The organism is Pseudoalteromonas sp. 0802 (assembly GCF_013350085.1).
Lineage (GTDB): Bacteria > Pseudomonadota > Gammaproteobacteria > Enterobacterales > Alteromonadaceae > Pseudoalteromonas.
In genome coordinates, this window is record NZ_JABVXE010000033.1 from 1 (window position 1) to 16,643 (window position 16,643).

At 38.6% G+C, this 16,643-nt stretch carries 13 protein-coding genes; 1 reads left to right on the plus strand and 12 read right to left on the minus strand.

What is annotated here, in order from left to right:
• Positions 1 to 139 precede the first annotated feature (139 nt).
• The 6 genes from HUS61_RS20345 to HUS61_RS20370 are packed head-to-tail and all read right to left on the minus strand — an operon-like array spanning position 140 to position 4,497.
• Positions 140 to 574 (minus strand): hypothetical protein, encoded by a 435-nt coding sequence (locus HUS61_RS20345; protein ID WP_055022199.1) that lies wholly within the window; start codon positions 572 to 574, stop codon positions 140 to 142.
• 3 nt (positions 575 to 577) lie between these two features.
• Complete coding sequence (locus HUS61_RS20350) at positions 578 to 1,966, minus strand: TraB/VirB10 family protein (RefSeq protein ID WP_138601333.1); 1,389 nt, start codon at positions 1,964 to 1,966, stop codon at positions 578 to 580.
• 11 nt (positions 1,967 to 1,977) lie between these two features.
• A complete protein-coding gene (locus tag HUS61_RS20355; RefSeq protein WP_138601330.1) occupies positions 1,978 to 3,111 on the minus strand; it encodes a type-F conjugative transfer system secretin TraK in 1,134 nt (377 codons plus the stop codon).
• On the minus strand, positions 3,112 to 3,822 hold the full coding sequence (locus HUS61_RS20360) for a TraE/TraK family type IV conjugative transfer system protein (protein ID WP_118845377.1): 711 nt from the start codon (positions 3,820 to 3,822) through the stop codon (positions 3,112 to 3,114). It abuts the gene before it with no gap.
• A 9-nt stretch (positions 3,823 to 3,831) separates the two neighbouring features.
• Entirely contained in the window at positions 3,832 to 4,128 is a 297-nt protein-coding gene (locus HUS61_RS20365) for a type IV conjugative transfer system protein TraL (RefSeq protein ID WP_036973922.1), read from the minus strand.
• A 3-nt stretch (positions 4,129 to 4,131) separates the two neighbouring features.
• Positions 4,132 to 4,497, minus strand: coding sequence for a hypothetical protein (locus tag HUS61_RS20370; protein WP_175081167.1), 366 nt, complete (start codon positions 4,495 to 4,497; stop codon positions 4,132 to 4,134).
• A gap of 258 nt (positions 4,498 to 4,755) precedes the next feature.
• On the opposite strand from HUS61_RS20370, the gene HUS61_RS20375 reads away from it, so the two are divergent.
• Positions 4,756 to 9,111 carry a hypothetical protein gene (locus tag HUS61_RS20375; protein WP_175083561.1) on the plus strand — a complete coding sequence of 1,452 codons (4,356 nt, stop codon included), beginning with the start codon at positions 4,756 to 4,758 and terminating at the stop codon, positions 9,109 to 9,111.
• 74 nt (positions 9,112 to 9,185) lie between these two features.
• Here HUS61_RS20375 and HUS61_RS20380 read toward each other — a convergent pair whose 3' ends face one another.
• From HUS61_RS20380 to mobI, 6 genes are read right to left on the minus strand one after another with little or no spacing between them, the layout of a single operon-like run.
• Positions 9,186 to 9,872, minus strand: a complete 687-nt coding sequence (locus HUS61_RS20380; protein WP_175083562.1) for a DUF4400 domain-containing protein — start codon at positions 9,870 to 9,872, stop codon at positions 9,186 to 9,188.
• On the minus strand, positions 9,869 to 10,456 hold the full coding sequence (locus tag HUS61_RS20385; RefSeq protein WP_175083563.1) for a hypothetical protein: 588 nt from the start codon (positions 10,454 to 10,456) through the stop codon (positions 9,869 to 9,871). Before HUS61_RS20385 ends, HUS61_RS20380 begins: the two co-directional genes overlap by 4 nt.
• Positions 10,453 to 12,474 (minus strand): type IV secretion system DNA-binding domain-containing protein, encoded by a 2,022-nt coding sequence (locus HUS61_RS20390; protein ID WP_175083564.1) that lies wholly within the window; start codon positions 12,472 to 12,474, stop codon positions 10,453 to 10,455. The genes HUS61_RS20385 and HUS61_RS20390 overlap by 4 nt, the downstream gene beginning before the upstream one ends.
• Positions 12,458 to 14,701 (minus strand): MobH family relaxase, encoded by a 2,244-nt coding sequence (gene mobH / locus HUS61_RS20395; RefSeq protein ID WP_175083565.1) that lies wholly within the window; start codon positions 14,699 to 14,701, stop codon positions 12,458 to 12,460. The genes HUS61_RS20390 and mobH overlap by 17 nt, the downstream gene beginning before the upstream one ends.
• Before the next feature lie 42 nt (positions 14,702 to 14,743).
• Positions 14,744 to 15,487: a hypothetical protein gene (locus HUS61_RS20400; RefSeq protein WP_175083566.1), complete on the minus strand. Its 744-nt coding sequence runs from the start codon at positions 15,485 to 15,487 to the stop codon at positions 14,744 to 14,746.
• Positions 15,477 to 15,968: a conjugative transfer protein MobI(A/C) gene (gene mobI, locus HUS61_RS20405; RefSeq protein WP_175083567.1), complete on the minus strand. Its 492-nt coding sequence runs from the start codon at positions 15,966 to 15,968 to the stop codon at positions 15,477 to 15,479. Before mobI ends, HUS61_RS20400 begins: the two co-directional genes overlap by 11 nt.
• Positions 15,969 to 16,643: the final 675 nt, after the last annotated feature.

Consider the following 16,643-nt stretch of genomic DNA (forward strand, 5'->3'; position numbering starts at 1 on the left):
AGTAAGCTATCGCGTTGTTTTTTAATTGCTCTCTCAGTTAATGAATACCTGATGTAAATTCAAGGAATTTGATATCAAAAATAGGACATAGATCAAAAAAAACCGCCTACAAAATGATGAGGCGGTTTTTAGTTGGGATCTAATTTGTGTAATTCTTGGCGCTTTTAATTGTTTTATTGAATTCACTAAGGAGTGAGCCATAATCTATTTCAGTTTTAATATTGTACTTTTCACTAAGGTTATTTAGCTCGCTCATAGTAAGCGTAGCAGATGATGAGAAATTAGGCTTTGCAACTACATAACTTTCATCAATAAGCATTACCCCTTTGAGCTGATGGAGTTTAATATAACGCTCGATATAAGATGCCAGCTCTGCAGGTGTAGCCCCCTCTGATGTAATGCGCTTTGAAATCTCTTCTGGATTAAACGTTTGAACTTTCGCATAACCTGCAAGTAAATCAGTTATCTCAATCATCGATTTTTCGCTTACTGCTTTTGTGTAAGATACACCGGCGGAAAATGCTAAGGCTGACATAACTAGGCTTATTAGAATCATTTTTATATAGTCATTCATTGTTTAATCACCTAATTTGAGTTTAGTGCCAGATAGCACAGCGAATGTAATTGAACGTCCCGGTGATATCTCAATTACAGGGTGAATCTGTTCTGCTAAAGCGATGTAGTATTCAGCTAGTCTATCCATAGCATCAGCTGAGCCTTGGAACACACCAGCGGAAGCAACGGAGCCTAAGTCTACTGATTCCCATACCGCTCTATCACCACCAGACGTATTGATTGATGTAGTTCGTTGAGGTGCAACAGCTTTAGAAATGCCACTCATAAATCCAGCTGCCATAGAGCCTTCTAAGAGGTTGCCATTTTTGCTTACAAGTCTGCCGGCTATACCAAGTTTGCCATCAAAGTCAGAAACTGCATTCGCTTGAATCGCGCTTTCAACACTCTTACCGTCATTACGTACACATGTAATTGATTGTGCTCGGATATGCGCTCTTTCGCTTGATAAATCCCCGATTGCTTGGCCAATAACGTGACACTCGCGAATATCTAAAGTGAAATGGTTAGGTAAGATAGCTTCTTTTTTAACTCGGATTACAACCGGCATAGGAGAAGACTTGGCTGCAAGCTGTGTTGGAGCATCCAAACCAGTAAGTAAAACACCAGAGAAAAATGAGCCTGCAGGCAAGTAAACAACACCCTCGTCAGAATCAATTAGTCCACCTTCATTTGGATCGCTTTTCTTTTGGACCTCTTTTTCAGGTTTTAGACTTTGTTGTGTGATCAACAAATCTTTTTGCTGCTTTTCTTCAACAACACCCGAACTCTTAATACTTCGAACGCTGCGTTGGGTAATAGTTCTAATTACACGGCCTTCGATGTATGGTTTTGCAGTAACAAGCTGAGTAGGGGTTCTGTCAAAGACCCTCTCATCGTACTGTTGTGGTGCATCAGCTATAGCTTGTTGCCCTTGCTCTGCACCAGAGTATGAAGTGTTGTAATTTGAGCGTGAGCCACCATTTGATTGTCTATTATGTTGGGTGTTTGCATATGCTCTATCGCGCACTTCCAGTTGGCGCTCGTAATCTTTCAATTTTAGCGTCAGGTCATCAATGCTTTGCTGCTGTTGCTGAACCATCTCAAGTACACGCTCTTTTTCTGTATATACCTCACGTTCTTTTCTGCGAATTGAGTCTACAGACTTATCATAGATTTCGTCGAATTCGTTTTTATCGATGTTAGCAATGCTTTCTGAATCAAATAGCCCGCGTACTTTACCCTTTCCATCAAGGCGGTCTTCAGCTTGTCTTGCTGCAATTCTGTCCTGCAAACTGGTTTTATTATCATTAGAAGACATCGACTTATAACCAAAGAACGCAATAGGAATAATCACCAGTATTGCTGCAAACTTTCTAACTTTGGGATTTTCCCATTGTTTTTTAATGCTCATTTCCACCAGCCTTAGTTGATTACACGAGGACGTTTAGAGTTAGTGTTAACAATGCTTTGGCGCAATTTGTCTCGCAGGATATAAACTTCTGTTGCTTCGCCAGGTTGAAGTAGTGATTTGTTGTAAATGGCAACGGCCATAACATCACGTGACTCGCACATTTGTTCACGAATTGTATAGGGGCGTGTAGTTGTATTTTGGACTCTGACTACATCAACAACTTCTCTTGGACCGACAATTCGCTGTAGTACTTGCTGACTAATGGTTAATCCGCAAGGTTGGTGCATCGCTTTTGATACATCATGAGAAAGTGAAAAACCTTGTGGTATTTCACCTTTACCAACAGGTTTTAGAATTTGCTTAATACGCGCTACTCGATCTGTTTCAACATTTGCGACGTGGCCTTCAGTTAAAGACGCTTCAGCTAAAGCTTCTTGCTCTTTTATTTCCGCTCTGTGGTTTGCGCCTTTGTATTGCATCGTTTTTGAAAGATTCACATCGACATTTACAACAACCGGCATCGCTTCCATTGGTACCAATGTAAGGTTAATCATTGACTCTGGAACACCTTCTTCAAACAACATTAAAGCAACAGGCTTAAGTGAGTTTAAAGTGATGTATAAACGGCCATCTTCTAATTCAATGACTGATTCTTCGTCATGGGTTCTAGCAGCAACCATCTTAAAATTAGTTATGATTGGATTCGTCAAGCCGACAGCTACAGGTACAGCGATATTAGCGCCCGGTTCAAGATTTCTAAGGTTTTGGGTTGGCTTGTATTTTGATTTAACGATATCTAGGAATGAGTACCCATTACCTGAACGAATTGACTGTGCAGTTTGTGGCTGCTGGTACTGGTCAAAATCAGCTTCATTCATCATTCCGTTTGGTTTTACGTTATCGGCAATTTGATTGATTTCATCTTGAGGGGAGACTGTTTTCATTACAGGCTCGCTTCGACTATCTAATTTAATACCGTTTTTTGCCGCTTCGAATATAGCTTGCTTTGTAACCGGAATAGGTTGTTCATTTACTACCTCTGTTGGTAGCTTGAATGTATCACTTGGATTTTCAGTTGCATCATTAGCGAAGGTGAATGTACTAGACGCACAACCAATGGCTAAAAGTATTGATTTCATTTTCATCTAGTTGCTCTCCTGTTGTTCTTTCACTTTCAGATCTTTTGCAGCTTCTAGCACCCCTATCTCCAGTTCACTGTCATAGTAAGGTTGCGACTCTAAAGTTCCCGGTTCAGCATCGCCACGCGCTTCCATCGCTTGTTTTCGCTTTCTTGGGGTGCCCGGATATTGATCTAAGTGGGTGATTTTAGGTCTTCCATTTCTTGCGGTGATCTTAAATTCGTAGCTCCACTTCGTATCTGCTTTGGGTTCTCCACCAATGAAAGTGATTTTTTGGCCCCAAATGGTGATTAAATCAGTTTCAGGCTCATGAATTAGGTCGTCGGCAATAAAAACTTGTCGTATATCACGCATTTTTATCATTTCAGCTTGCTTATCTAGCATTGGCTCGATTTCAACTTGTAGTTGTGGAGATAACATTTTCATCATTATCTTTTTTACAAAGTCGATGTTTTGCGAGTTAATGTTGCCTATTAGAGTAGAAACGCTGTAGGCCCATGCTTGTTGGTAATTCTGGTTAGCTTTATCGCCTTGAATTGTAAGCTCACCAAAGTAATTCTGTTCTGGGATAACAACGACTTCACTGTCTTTGAAAAACAGTGTTAAAGCGCTTAGAGCAACTGTAATGGATAAAAATAGGTTAGCTACTCGGCTTATGTTGTTAGATGCAACCATCGATTTGAAGCTTCGAACTGAAGCGGATTTATCATCAAGCATTTTCTTGCCTTAGCGGTGGTATGTACGTTTAACTGGATCTGCAATTGATTTGCTTTGATTGGTTAAGATGAACCCATAAGACCAAAGCTTGTGTTTAACATAGGCTTTAGGGAATCGGCCTTTAACCTTTTGAGAGATATAAATGTATGCCATGGCTAGGCATACAAGGATAAAGGTCTGTTTTGTCACCATGCCAATCGCTACTGCGGCCATCAACGGTATTACTTGTTCTTTAGTAAATACAAACAAGATTAATAGCGGTTGGTTGATGTGGGTCTTGCAGCGGTAGCGATTGGGCGTTTCCATGGTTTAAAGCACTCCAACTGAAGCAGTTAGGAAGTACTCAACAGCATCTTGTGCATTTGCAAATAGCAGTGCGATAAGGAATGCACCCACACAAGTAGCATAGTTCTGCTTCATAATGCCTTGGAAAGCAGCAAAGCCAAATGTGAAAATTGAAATGATGATGCCAGGTGCGCCGGTTAACCAGCCAACTACTTCATTGTAAACTCCGTATAGGAAGTCACCAGAAGTTGGGGCTGCAGCCATTACGCCTTGTGAAATTAATAGAGCTAAAGAGATTACCATCAGTGCGATGGTAGCTTTTTTAGCTGTAGACATTTTTTTGGTGATTGTTGGTGCTTCAACAATGTGTGATTGGTTGGTTAGTTCCATTTTTAAACCTCTTAAGAGTTAATGTTCAACGTTAAAGTCGAATTAATCTTAAACTCTTAAAAACAGCATAAAGCCGGATTTTTATTTAAATTTGAATAAAAATTGGGGAATTAGATATTTGGGTGATAATTAATTCGATGGCGCTCAGTGTAATCGCTTATGTGCACTTGCCAGTTAAAGCTATTTAGGCTCATTAACTAGACAATTACAGGTTATTTGAGAGTATTAAATTATAAGAATGAAATTAGGGATAAATTAATGGTAGGTGTAGATATTAATCGTCTATTTGCAGAAGTGACGCAGGATGAGTTGAATAAAGATGATGCTTATTTATTACCGGATGGCCGGTACGACGCTAAATCTTGGGCAGAGCTAGATGATTGTCAATGCGTAGTTATCCTTGGCGAAGGGAAGTGCGGCAAAACATATGAGTTTCAAAAGCAAGATGCTCTCTTAAAAGAACAAAACAAGTACTCATTCTTTGTAGCCTTAGAGCAATTACAGGATTCTGATTTTTTTGAGGTCATCACAGAAGACGATGAGCTACGTTTCGAAGAGTGGCAAAAGAGTTCAGATCAAGAGGCTTACTTTTTTTTAGATGCTGTTGATGAGTTAAAACTTAGGAGTGGGAAGCTACGTAGTGCTCTTATAAAAATAAAAAAAGCAATTGGCATAGCGGCACTACCTCAAGCAAAGTTTTATATTTCATGTAGGCCCAATGATTGGAAAGAGGAGATTGATATAGTTGCACTCAGAACGCTGGTGGCCAATCGAAATACGGATGAAGAAGAAACAGAAGAGTTTGTAGATGGGGAAGAAGAACTAATAAAATTAATTTCAAATGAAAAACCCACCAGCACGCAAGAATACAGTGAAGAAGCTAGTAGTGAAGCTGTTAGTAGTGAAGATACGATTAAAATCTACTCATTGTTATCCTTCAACAACGGCGACATAGAGCGATTTGCCAATAGTTATGCCCCCGAACACTCCGAAGAGTTTATAAATTATTTAAATGCAAAAGAGTTGTGGCACTTATATCGCTTGCCTTATGACATTTTGTCAGCTTTGGACCAGTTATTAACTGATGGGAAGTTAGGTGACTTACAGGAACAACTTGATTATGGTATTTCGCAAAAGCTGAAAGAGCGTTCATTACTCCGTGGGGGATTGCTTAGTGAAACAAGGGCGTTGGAAGCCTTAGAGCGTATAGCCTTTGCGCTGTTTATGATGCAAAGGAGATCTATAAGCTTAGAAGCTACGCCAGGTAAACCTCACTTAGTGAGTATCAGTGAGATCCTAACTGATTTTAGCCCTACTGAATTAGATGAGCTAATTAGAAAACCAATATTCACTATTACGGGAGTTAAGCAATATAGGTTTCATCATCGCGCTTCGCAGGAGTATCTAGCAGCGAAGCAGCTCAAAAAGCTTAAAGAAAACGGTTTAAAAACGAATGATTTGTTTAACTTTCTGTTTGCTGAAATTGGTGGTGAAAAAGTTTTAATACCTAGTATGGAGCCTATTACTGCTTGGATGGCCTTATGGAATAGAGACATTTTTAATGAAGTAAAGACGCGCTCCCCAGCGTTAATGTTCAGACAGGGCATGCCTGCCTTATTAGATATTGAACAACGTGCAGAGCTAATCCGTTGCTTTGTTAATAAGTATTCTCAAAACTGTGGCTGGTCAGGTGTTGGTATTGGGCAACGAGAGCTTCAAAAAATTGCATCTCCAGAATTGTCTGGCGTAATCAGAGAATGTTGGGATGAAGCATATCAAGGCTATGAAACCCGCGAGCTTCTGATTGAATTGATCTATTTTACACCATTAGTTAATTGCACCGATTTAGCTAAACAGGCTCTTCACGATTGTGATCTGAATATGGCACATAGAGTTTATGCTGCTTGGACTATTCTAGAATTTGGTAGTGTCGAAGATAAGAAAGAACTCGGGAAATTTGTACTTAGCGACGAATGGCCGCAAAGACTTAGACGCCAATTGATATCTAAATTATTACCTGAATCAATTACCTTGGATGAGTTTATAGCCTTGGCGCAAGAGTTAGAAGAAGTATCTAATAATGTGCATGGGTTAGGTTATGAGCTGTATAAATGTGTAGAGTCTAAAGCAATAGATTTGAAGTCGGTAGCAACTATTCGAGATAGTTTTGCCCAAATAATTTGGGAGAATAGAACTGAGGAATCACGCATATTTCGAGCGGATTCAAAATATCAGCACTTTGCTGATGCTGTTTATTGCTCCTGTTCAAAGACGGTTCTGTATTCGAAGGAAGAGTTTGAAGACTGGGCATGGTCACTGGCGGTAGCCTTTCACTTTTCAGAGTATCAAGAAAGTATTATTGCTAGGGATGAATTCGAAGAGTTAAAAGGCATTCTAAAAACATCACTTGTACATAGAGAAGCGTATTATTGGGCTTGTCTTAAGTTAGTGAAAGCGCTTGAAGGTGAAAAAGACCTTCTGATTAGTGATTGTCATATCGATCACACTAATTTACTTAAGCCATATGACAAGAATGATATTCCTTGGCTATTAGATGCATTTAAAAACAGCAAGTCAAAAGATAAAAGGGAAGCTTCCTTATTTAGATTACTGCAGTTAGTAACTACTCTGAAACTACCAAAGCTTGAAGACACATTAAAAGAACTCATTTCTGAAGATTGTGAATATTACCCATATTTACACAGTAAATTATATCCAGTTCCAATCGAGCCCGATGAATATGAACGTGAATTAAAGCAGCGTCGTGAAGAAGCAAAAGTAAAAGAAGAAGAAAGAGTGAAAGGCTGGACTGAATGGAGAAAGCAAGTTTTAAACAGCCCGACTTTTGAATTAGATGAAGAGAAGTTTGAAAACACTTTTTTTAATATTTTTAAAATGCTGAGGCAATCTAAATCCAACTATATGAAATGGGGTTGTTGGGATTCGGAAGCAATAGAGCGAATATTCTCAAAAGATTTTTTAGATGCGATAAGGATTAAGCTATCTCAGTATTGGAAAAACACTGACATAAAGCTATTCAGTGAAAAGCTAGTAGAAGAAAAAAACACATACTCACATATAAGCTTAATGTCATTATCAGCTGTAAAGTGCTCAGCTGAAACGGAAGGTTGGGAAAACCAATTATCACATGATGAGGCTGTGAAAGCTGTTCGCATTTCACTACTTGAATTGAACGGCTTTGCAGACTATTTACCTAAATTGATAGCTGCTCAACCTGGCGCAGTCAAGGAAGCTCTTACTAAAGAAGTTATGTCACAATTAGATGGGTTCTCACAGATAAAAAGTGCCCCTCTATTTTCTAGAATGACTTACTCCCAATCTGAGTTGATCAAAAAAACTCTCATTGAAGCCGCTTTAAATCGAATCGAGGATATCAGAGCTATTTTATCTGAGGGCCCGAATACCGATATTAAGTATATTTTCCAGTTAGCATCAACGGTGACTGTTGGTGACTCAATGGATATTTTTGCAAGTTTATTGGAAGAGCACTTAAAAAATAGAAAAATTGATAATGCCGATTTGATCGAATGGGTAAAACTATTTGCGCACTTGGATATCATCGGGGCCAGTGAATTGATTATCAGGCTCACAGATGACTTATCGACGGATGAGCTTACTCAAAAAGGAATATCTTTATTCGCTAATGTCTTTGGTGATCGCCATCATAGCTTACCCCCTACTTTTGAAGATATAGAAGAACATTTGAGGCTTGAAATCCTTAATAGTTTATTGAATCGCTGCTATGAGGTTGTAGATCCAAAGGATGACCATGTAAGGGAAGGGGGAAGTTATAGACCCGATATGAGAGATGATGCGGAATATGCGCGTAGCTATTTATTGCAGTGTATTTCAAAAGTTGATGACATTCGTACTATTGAAATACTTAAAGGTATAGCAAAAATACCTCAGGCTAAGCATTTGGAGAGTAGGCTGAACCAAATGGCCATTGATGTAGCCGCCTCACTATCTGAGCCTAAAACCCCGATGAATGTAAGAACTTATAATGAGCTTGTTGATAAAAACAAGTATATCCCTCGTGATAACGACGGGTTATTCAATGTAATGACTAGCCGATTAGATGACTTCGAACACCATCTACTTAACGATGAGTTTAGTATTATCGATACATTTAGGGAGGTAAAGGGTGAGCTAGAAGCGAGAAGGTTTATATCTGCTTACCTAGAAGCTAATAATCATGAGGCATATTCTGTAAGTCAAGAAGCTGTTGTTATAGCTGAAAAACGAACGGATATTAGGCTGCAAGCCACCAGCTTTAGATGTTACGCTTCTATTGAGTTGAAAATTGATGATAAGAGTAATAAATGGTCTGGCTCTGAATTAAAGAAAGCTTTAATTGACCAATTAATTGGGCAGTACCTTAATCATGAGCGGTGTTATGTCGGCTGTCTGCTGATAATGATGAGAGAAACCCGTAAATGGAGGCACCCTGAAACAGGTGATATGATGACACTAGCCCAAACGGTTGAGTGGCTACAAAGTGAAGCTGACGAAATCATGAAGGATAGAACTGAACTTCGTGTAGTTGTGAAAGGTATAGATTACTCAAGTACAGCAAATGAGCTGCATTCCTAAGTTGGCAATATAATTTCAGAGATTAGCTGGCCAATTTTGGCCAGCTTTTTTGTGCAGGTTTAATTTTGCTTGAACTATATATGCTTTTGTAGTGTTGCTATGTATCTAGATGTTAGGAATGATGCAAATAATAAAGCAATAAAAGGTATGTATGCCCCAGCTGTAGGGTAAAAGTTGGGTAGGGCGAAATAGACAATGACACCTACTAAAATACCTTTGATTAGCTTCTTAATAACTAACATACGAGTCTTTGTTTTGTTACCGAATGTATAAGCCCTAATTCTCCAGCTATAAACACCAATAACTAGTTGTGCAAGTGCGAATGGCACTAAAATATAAAGCCAAATCATTAAAAGGTTTGCTCTGTGTAAGATTTGGTATGTAAGCGTTTGTATGTTGTTTGTTACTCTTTTCACTAAAGGCAAAAGCTTTGCTGTTAGCCTGGCTAAAGGGTTTTTATCGTCTGTATCTCGATTTACTTTGTCTAAGAAATACTGCTTAAATCCTGACCTTACAATGATTGTGTTGTAGTGCCTATACGATGCATCTGTAAGGTTAAGCCAATTCTTTTCACCGATGGCCTTGTAGTTCGCTTTAACTTCATTTTCTAGCATTCTGTTAAAGCTGGTGGGGTTTAAAGCAAGAATCTGTGCTGCCAACGCAAATAGAATAAAGATGAATAACTTTGAGTATTCTTTTTTTCTATTTTGCTCTCCAGACTTATCCTTATACAGGTCTTCGCTGTCATTCTCATAAATCATGACGAAAACGCCTCCTTAAATGTAAGGGTTTTACTTTCATCGAAATTAGGAATGCCGAAATAGAACAGGTGTGAACGCTTCACAATCTTGCTCAGTAGAAAGTGTTGTATCATCAGTAATGATTCTTGATTTAACTCTTTTTCAATCAAGTTTGGTTTAGCGCGTATTGCTGAGTTCTTGTGCGTGATGAGAAACTGGCTGATTGTCTCTAAGAGTGGGTCCCATACTGCAATACACGAGCCCGACCCCCCTGTGTAGACCATAACATCGAGTACGGCTGTAAGTTCACTTGTAACCGTGAAGAGAAAGGCTTTAAAAAACTCTGCTCGGCTCAGATGTGAATTATGTACAAGAGAGTGCTGACCAGCTTTGTTAATGATGTGATTAAATAGATCTACATCTTGTTGTGGATGCTTCAATTCATCCCCAATAAAATCTAACAAATATCGAAGTGTTTCTTCCACAGCAGGTGCTTTCTTGTAGATGACCGAGTATATGTGCTTGTTATCTTCTGAAAGTGAATTATTCACATTGCTTTTTTTGTAGCATCTACTTTGAATTTTATATACTTTTTCTCTGCTCATCGTTGTATTACCGGTACTTTAGCTTTGATTGTTCTGCCGTCAGCAAGTCGTGCTACATATTGTAAAATAGGCAGCGAACCAAGTAGGCTTTCGTTAAATGCTTTGTCGTTTTGTTGTGTAAGCCTCTCAGCGTATGAAGAACCAAAGTCAGTCATGTCATTTGTGTTCCCTGAACTTTGACCTAAAGTGATTTGTTGGCTGATTATTGGCACTTCACCAAATTGGCTGGAAGCATATTCTTGAGTTGATGTGTCGTTTGCTCTCATAGAGAAGAAGTTGTTGCACAGACCTAATACACGGTTTGCAGTAGCTGGGTCTGTTTTAGCTTCAATATCAGCTTTAGTTTGGGTTGCAATAAACATTTGCATAAATGCTGCACGACCTTGGGCTAATAAATTCAAAAGAGCATCATTCCCAGCAATCGCTGCATGTACTTCATCCACAAACACCGCTACTCGACGGCCTCTCCCTTCTGAGAAGTTGTATCGTGAACCTGCTACAGCTGCGATGTCAGCTAAAACAAGTTTGCTCAAATAACCAGCTGTTTTTGTGTCGCTGAGAGAATCAAGCGCCATGTAAAGTAGTCCTCCATTTTCAACGATGTCTGAAGTGTCTACATAACGACTGTCTTTCTCTCTTATTTTCCCTGATTTCTTTGATACACCTTCAATGTGATTTGATGTGTAATCTGTATTTTCACTTTCAGCTGTATCGTATCTAGTATCCTCATCACGCGCATCTAAGCTTTCAGCTATCGCTTCTTCTGGTGATATAAGCTCATCCATAGGTGTAGATGTAAGGACGCTAAAAATAGGAAGTAAATTAGCTGTCATCTTTTGCATATGCTCGGCGTTGTGCGTAAGCAACTGAATTATGCCATCCACTTCTGGTGACTGATGTTGTTGAGATATAACTTGTTGATAGTAATTTAGCATTTGCTCTAAACGAGTTTTCCCGAAAGAGCTCATTTTGGCGCTAAGTTGAGTCTCCCAATCTTCCCCTAAGCATTTAGCGTAGTGTCTTTCAAGGCACTTTTGAGTTAAGGCGGTTTTGCCTGTTGTCACATAACGAGCAATCGATTTGATTTGTGGTTGTATGCCCGCATAAAGCATCGCGTTAACTGTTGAGTTTATGACGTTCCAGTTGAATCGAATAAAGCTATCTTCTTTACCCGACTCAACCATAATGGATGCGATACGTTCAGCTATCTCAGTCGGTCTATTCCAGTTTTTAATCGGATCTATTGTGCAAGATGTAGATGGTTTAGAAGGGTGAAAGTAGTGGAAGTGCTCGCCCTTACCAAAATGTTCCATTTCCGCTTGTAAAGCTTTGCGCCAAGATGAATCGTTTTTTGGGTCTAATACAATGACGGTATAGCCTTTGTGGATCATCGCGAGGCTAAGCAAAATGAACATTGTTGTTTTACCGGTACCAACATTGCCCATAATCATAGAGTGGCCAAAGAACGTTTCAGCATCTACGTATTGCCTTTCGGCATCCCCGACACCATCAATCCATGGCTTACCACCAAGTTTTAACGTTTCTTTACGCCATTTTTTAACGAATGGTTTGAGAAATAGTGGAAGTTTCACCTCTTGTTTGTCAGAGTATAATCCTTGTATTTGATATGAGCGATTTGCATGCTCCACACCCCATTCAAATCCATTTCCAATGAATATCTTGTTATTTCCCTTCTTTTTATTGTTTGGATTTAGGATATTCTCTTTAGCCATGTGCTCTTGACGTATTGCTTTTATATCCTCGAATTCAATCTTGTTGAAGAAGATTTTGCACTGGCGTTTGACTAGTGGAATTGCCTTTAGAGTGTAGTGTCCACATTGAGCGGTGAGTATTGTAGTGATTCCAAAACCCACCATACCGATATGGCCTTCACTCTCAATAACGCTTGAAGTAAAGGTTACAACACCAGCGGCTAAAGAGGCGTAAGCCTTATTTAACTCATATACAGGGCGGTATAAATTTTCGTGGAATAATGGGTTACTACGTTCCTGCGTCATGTTTCACCTTAATATGTATGTCATTCTTATCTTGTACGATTGAACTCGACAAGATATTTGTTTCGCTGGCTTTGCTGTTTGTGACGGCATTAACAAGAGTTTTCTTATCTCTTATAGGTGCAATTAAAAAGCCGTCTCTTAACTCAACTTTTTCGTGAATAATGTTTCCAAATAATAATTCAGCAGTCTTAGGGGTTAAGCCAATAGCAAGCAGAGATTCAATATCTAACTTTGCTTTCTGAGATTTATTATCAGCCGCGGTTACATCTGAACTATCCTGATTTTCATTTGATTTCGGCTTTTTTTCAGCTTTTTGGTTTTGACTTGATTCAAGCGACTTCGCTTTAACGTATTTACGCTTATTGATGATGAAGTAACGAATTAATGCTGGTGGCTTTCTTTCGATAAGCCCCGCTTTTTCAAGTTCGTTTTCTAGATTGTCGTCAAGGTTCTCTTTCCAATTATCATCAACAAGGTAGTAGTTTTGACCATCGATTAAAATAGGCTCTAAGGTCTTTATGAACTCAATGGCTTTGGTCGTTGAAGTCACCTTAATACCACTTTTAGGTTTTGGGGCTGTTTTTTTATGTGTTGTTTCGTTATTTTGCTTTTCCGGTACCTTTGCGCTTTGTTGGTTGGTTGGAGCAAATAGCTCACCATTAGTGTTCTTTGGTTTTTCCTTTTTAGGTTTATCTTTGTTCGGGCTATCCTTTTGAGCTGCTTTTGCTTTTCCAGATGGATTGTTAGGCTTAATGGGCTCTTCCGCAGTAGCTTCTCCTTTGGCTTTACTGGTATTAGGCTTGCCGTTTTTTTGCGGACTTTTTGTTGCCGAATGCTCAACTTTCATTTCTAGAGAATCACTATTAGCTTTTAAGTGAGCCGCAGCCTCATGAGCAATAACATTTTCTTCGCTTATGTATCGGTAACCCTCACTTGAGTAGATGACTGCGTTTAGCCCCATGTCGAGTTTTAATAGGCCGTAACGGTTTGGTGGAATAACTTCACCTTTAAGCAAAAATAAAGGCCACTCCAGACGAATAACGCCAATACCGCCCTTAAGATTTTTACTGATGAGTAAATCAATACCCTCAGACAGGTTAGTAACAGTTTCAAAAAAGAGCGCGTAATCAGTTTTTTCTTGCTTACGAAGAATGCCCCTATCCATCATTTTTTCACGCAAAAGACTTGGATTGTTAGGAACAGTTGGATCTGATTGATGCATTTCCTTTGCTAACTCATTGAAGCATTCAGGCCACCGAAGGTATATCTCGTTATCAATAGCAATAGCTTTACCTTCTGTTAGCCATACTTTGGCCTTATCTTGCATTAGCTTGAGGATTTTCTCGTGTAATGCTGACTTCCTTGCGCCAAGGTCATTGTCCCAAGTTGTTTGAATGTCTTTCGCAGTTGAAACATAGTCAGCTGAGCGAACAGCTCTATGTAAATAGCCATCTATACCTTGATAGTTTGCAAGCGTGGTGCTTATATCTTCAAGCAAATTGCCAGGGCATGTGCCTATGTACCTCTTTGCATCAGGTGTGAGGATTTGTTGAAATATGGGTTGCGGAGAAACTTCATGCCCCTTATGAATTCTGTCTTTTCTCCATCTAATGCCAACTTTTGTTATTTTGTTTTTTTCTTTCCAACTAACAAGGTCCTCTATAATTGGAATCCAGATATTATTTGGATTGCTTTTATCGTAAATATCCATATCAGTTTGCATCTTCCCTGCATCGTGCACTAAGCCGCAAAGCCATGCGGCGTACTGATATCTTTTTGTTCTTTGTCTCTCGATGTCTAGAGGGAATTCTTGAGGGAGGAATTGAGACTTTGCTTGCCTTAATGCCAAATCAGCTACTTGTAAACTATGTTCAATTAAGCCGAACTCTTTAGCATGGTGATAACCCTCAGAAGCTGGAAGGTTGCCACAATATCTAGCGTAGTTTTTAATCGTATCTATAAATAGACCCTGAAAGGTTAAGTTCTCTTTTTCCCAATCATGGCAATTTCCAAAACAGTAGCGAGTTTGAGCAATTAAATATTTATTATCATCAATGATCTGATTAACTAACTCTGGGCTATTCGAACTATCAAGATCTACATTGCACTTCTTTGCGTCATCTCTCATCAAGCGAGCGGCATTTTCACTTTGAACGATTAGATACTTTTTCTGAACTTTAAAAAAAAGCTTAATTAAAATAGTAAAAGGAATAAGTAAAAGCTTCATATTTCTCTCTGGAAAAATTAGGCGGTTTCCCGCCTAGTCATTTTAAGCTGCGTTAACTTTTGAGTTGCTTGGCTGTTCGGTTTCGTTCTTAGAGTCTGCAGAAGGGCTATCCAATGAAGTGGATTTTGAGTCAGTCTTTTTTTCTGTGTTTTTAATTGAAGCTTTGGCTTTAATTTCTTCATTTTGTTTTAAAATAAGGCTGTTATCTACATATAACTCTAGGCCACCTCGAATTAACGAAATTAGTTGGGTGGATTTAAATCGACCCCCACTTCTGTCTTTACCAGGTGATGTAGCGTTGCTAATTTTTGCTACTAATTTTCGTAATAGACCAATCGCTCTATTGCTGTTTTCATGACGACCTAAATCTGTAACAAAACCGGTTAACCAAAGATTTTCTAATTCTGCGATTTCATTATCTAAAGTTTGAATTAAATTTAGTAACTTCCAAGTGACTGGATAGCAAACTGGTACGCTTGATTCATAAGAGCTTGGTGTCATAACTTCTGGTGATTCTTCTAAACCGGCATTTTCCATAAATGCTTCTTTTTGTTTTTGTATACTTTCGATTTCTTGGTTAAACCAATCAGCAAGCTCTGACTCCCAAGCGCTTACTTTCGAATAGATCTCATTTTCTGTAGTGGTTAACATTAATAATGAACCAATGCGTTCATAAATATTTAATGTCCGGTCACCTTCGTTTTTCCAAAAGTTATGGATGGTGTGTGATTTGAACTGGATATTAGTAACAAATGTTTTATGGATTAGTTGGTCATTATTGATCATGATTTTCTTCCTCAGCTGGAGCGGTAAATAGTGTTTTAGAAAGTTTGCAGATCTGCTTTTTCAAACTAACTCTGGATGAATGCAAAACTTCAAGTGACTCCCTTAATGGAGCAAGTTGCATTTCAGTTTCCCAATTAATTTTTGCGTGGCCATCCTCGCAATTTTTACTCAGTTGTTTTTCGGTATATCCTTTTTTTGTTGGTGGAATTTCTTTCCCCCAATGCCTATTAATTTTCTTGATAGGTGAGTACTCATGAGAAACCCAAGTGATGTAAAATTTTTCAGAGTTTTTTCGCTGCCTAACTTTTACTTGTAATGTCGATTTTTTAAAATCGCCCGACTCACCATGAATTTGATCTAAAAGAACTCTCCTTTTTTTGTGTTGATCACAAATATCTTGTGCACTTTCTACAATTGGTTTTTCAGCATCCTCGATAGCCTCTAAAACTAATTTCAGCACTTCTATTTCTGTAGACTGCATCTTTAACCCCGAACTTTAATTGAGACTTAATTATGCTTTGCAAAAAGATAGCTAAAGCCGAATTTTCAAACGTATATTCAAAAAAATTAGCCAAAGCACGTTTTTAAGTGTGGCGAACAGAAAGTTGAAGTGAATTAAACCTCAAGGGTGTAACTGGGAAATAAATCTAGAGCAATAAAAAGGCTTGCTCTATTTAGACGCAAATAAAAGTTTTCTGCGTTGCGAAACTGCCAAGGAACACTGTGAAGGGAGATTGTTTTTTGCATCATAGATACGCAAAAACTTGTCATTGAATGACATTGGTTAAATTAACTATTTTCTGCATCATAACTACGCAGAAAACCCGTTTTTATGAATTGGAGAGCTATTGCGGCAGGTTTAACATGTAGTCAAACCGACTGTAAATGTTGAATGGTTGCATCATAATTTATGCAACAGAATAACTGTGAACGTTAAGTCACCTTGTTTTAAACGGTTCTAAAGAAGATAGTTCAGGAAAGAAATATCATTTACGGTTACTGCAATAAATTGAAATTTTGCATCATATATGTAGCAAACTAACTTATATTACTTGAAATCTAAAAGTTGAGAGCTTTGATGCTTACATCATCAATCTACTCTACGTCTCTTTTGTGTGTTGATTTATTTACTTAGAAAAACCCAGCCTTAGCTAAC